This is a genomic window from Pricia sp., from assembly GCF_041745955.1.
Taxonomy (GTDB): Bacteria; Bacteroidota; Bacteroidia; order Flavobacteriales; family Flavobacteriaceae; genus Pricia.
Genome location: NZ_JBGTHY010000501.1, coordinates 1 through 2,794, shown reverse-complemented (window position 1 = coordinate 2,794; position 2,794 = coordinate 1). Strand labels below are relative to the sequence as shown.

The following is a 2,794-nucleotide window of genomic DNA, read 5'->3' as shown; positions in this document are numbered from 1 at the left end:
AACCGCAACAGCTACAAAGTAATCTTGGCCGTGCGGCCTAATTGATCGTGAATTATAAAGCGTATGTTTTCATGCTTTAGTAAATACTTTTGCAAATTGAATTGTGCAAAGCAAGCGATAGATCAAAATTAAATAGGCAATATGCCGTACCTAGACACGAGACACAAAAAGAAATCCTTCACGCTGACCACTTTCCTTTTGAGCGTGTTGTTGCTGATATTGTTCTATATCGGCATGACCTACATGGATCCCCCCATTGAAAACGGAATCTCCATCAATTTCGGTACCACCGATTTTGGTAGTGGAAACGTGCAGCCTAAAGAAAAGATTCAGTCCGAACCCATGGACACGCCTCCCGTTGAACCGGTCGAACAGGAAGAGGAGGTCGTAGAGCAGGAGGTCGTCGAAGAGGAAGAGCCCGAGGAAGTCGTTGCCAAGGAAGCCCCCGCCGAAAAAGTGCTTACCCAAGAAAACGAGGAAGCCATAAAGATAAAAAAAGCGGAGGAGGCGAAAAAGAAGGCCGAGGATGCCCAAAGGGCGGCCAAGAAGAAAGCCGAGGATGCCGAGAAAAAGAAACAAGCCGAAGCAGCCCGGGTTGCGCAGCAAAAAAAGGATGCCGAGGAAAAGGCCAGAAAGGAACAGGACGCCAAAAAGAAAAAACTGGACGAGCTCATGGGAGGTCTTAACAAATCGGATGGCACCGCCTCCGGTTCGGAGGGTGATGACAACAGGGCCGGAGACAAAGGTTCTCCCGATGGCGACCCTTATGCCACGAGTTATTATGGCAGCCCCGGTTCCGGAAGCGGCACGGGTGGGTATAGCCTGAACGGTCGCTCCCTTTCCAGCCAGGGATCGGTAAAACAGGAATGTAACGAAGAGGGCAGGGTAGTGGTCAAGATCGTGGTCGATAGAAACGGTAATGTCGTCAGCGCGCAACCCGGTGTCAAGGGCACCACGAACAACAGTCCCTGTTTATTGGAACCCGCCAAAAAGACCGCCTTCAAGCACAAATGGAACCAAGATTCCAATGCGCCCAGCCAGCAGGTCGGTTTCGTGGTGGTCAATTTTAAATTGGGAGAGTGACCTACAGGGAGACATTGGATTGGATGTTCGCCCAACTTCCGATGTACCAGCAAAAAGGGAAATCCGCCTTCAACGCCAAACTGGACAATACCCTTGCGTTTGCCTCACATCTCGACCATCCTGAAAAAAAATTCAAGAGCATACATGTCGGCGGTACCAATGGAAAAGGCTCCAGCAGTCATATGCTCGCTTCCGTTTTACAGGAGGCAGGTTATAAAACCGGACTATACACTTCACCCCATCTAAAAGATTTTCGGGAACGCATCCGGATTCACGGGCAACCGGTGGGTGAAAAATTCGTTGTTGATTTCATCCAAAGAAATATCCCTTTTTTCCATAAAAACCAGCTTTCATTCTTTGAAATGACGGTGGGTATGGCGTTTGATTATTTCTCCGAGGAAAAAGTCGATATCGCAATCGTCGAGGTCGGGCTGGGCGGCCGATTAGACTCCACGAACATCATTGTTCCCGAAGTCGCCCTGATTACTAATATCGGTTTAGATCACGTCGAAATGCTAGGAGACACCTTGGCCAAAATAGCCTTCGAAAAAGCGGGGATAATCAAAGGAAACAGGCCGATTGTCATCAGCGAATATCAAAAGGATACGGCAGAAGTCTTTGAAGCGGTAGCCAATTCCAAAAGGGCAAAGCTGACGTATGCCGATAGGGAAATAACAAAGGAGTACAAAACATCCCTTTTGGGAAACTATCAAGCGAAAAATGTGAAAGGTGTAGTTGCTGTTTTAAATGAACTCAAAGGTTTTAAGGTCACGAAAGACCACATCGACGAGGGGTTGCGTAATGTTACCCAAAACACCGGCTTGATGGGCCGCTGGCAAATATTGCGAAACCACCCTATGGTAGTCTGTGATACCGCGCACAATAGTGAAGGCTTGGCGTTAGTTTTGCGGCAAGTCGGCCAACAGCACTATGACAGGCTGCACGTAGTTCTAGGGTTCGTTAAGGGCAAAAACCTCGAAGCCATTTTACCGTTATTCCCAAAAAACGCTGATTATTATTTTTGTCGGCCTGACATTCCCCGTGGCTTGGATGTACTGTTACTAAAGGAAAAGGCCGAAGCATCCGGATTAAACGGAAAAAGCTACGAATCTGTCAAAAATGCCTATCAATCCGCATTGGAAAATTCCGGTACCACTGATTTTATCTTTATCGGGGGAAGTACTTTTACAGTGGCGGAAGTGGTGTGATTTTTTTTTGCATTATTTTCTTTTGGCATAACCAAAAGAGTTCTATATTTGCACCCGCTTGAATGGACAATCCCAGAGGAGTCGGGCGGGCACCTTTTCGGGCAATTAGCTCAGTTGGTTCAGAGCACCTCGTTTACACCGAGGGGGTCGGGGGTTCGAATCCCTCATTGCCCACTTATAGGATTATCAAATTAATCCAAAACCCTGCTAATCTATGATTGGCAGGGTTTTTTGGTTACTGAAAGTTCATCTCAAATCATATCATTTGATATTAAAGGTTCACAAATCGTCAACGTTTTTTTTTAATCGTCAACAGTTGGTTACCTTGGACTAACTTTCGTACGGTACCCTAATATTTCAGATTTGACTTTCGTCTCACTAATTGTTAAATTAAACAGACGAAAACATGAGATCTTCATTATCTTTTTCCATCCTGATCTGGGCTTATTCTAAAAGGGCGAAAATTAATTGGGCCGGCCTGTATGCCCGAATCACTATTAATG

The 2,794-nt window shown here is 46.3% G+C and carries 2 protein-coding genes and 1 tRNA gene; all 3 read left to right on the top strand.

What is annotated here, in order from left to right; translation table 11 throughout:
• The first annotated feature begins 141 nt into the window (after positions 1 to 141).
• Positions 142 to 1,083 (top strand): energy transducer TonB, encoded by a 942-nt coding sequence (locus tag ACEW8S_RS17770; protein WP_373519453.1) that lies wholly within the window; start codon positions 142 to 144, stop codon positions 1,081 to 1,083.
• Complete coding sequence (locus ACEW8S_RS17765) at positions 1,080 to 2,291, top strand: folylpolyglutamate synthase/dihydrofolate synthase family protein (RefSeq protein WP_373519452.1); 1,212 nt, start codon at positions 1,080 to 1,082, stop codon at positions 2,289 to 2,291. Before ACEW8S_RS17770 ends, ACEW8S_RS17765 begins: the two co-directional genes overlap by 4 nt.
• A gap of 99 nt (positions 2,292 to 2,390) precedes the next feature.
• A tRNA-Val gene (locus tag ACEW8S_RS17760) sits at positions 2,391 to 2,465 on the top strand.
• The last annotated feature ends 329 nt before the right edge of the window (positions 2,466 to 2,794 follow it).

Bases quoted from the DNA above. Each gene is read 5' to 3' on its own strand.
- ACEW8S_RS17770 (WP_373519453.1), top strand. From the start codon at position 142: ATGCCGTACCTAGACACGAGACACAAAAAGAAATCCTTCACGCTGACC.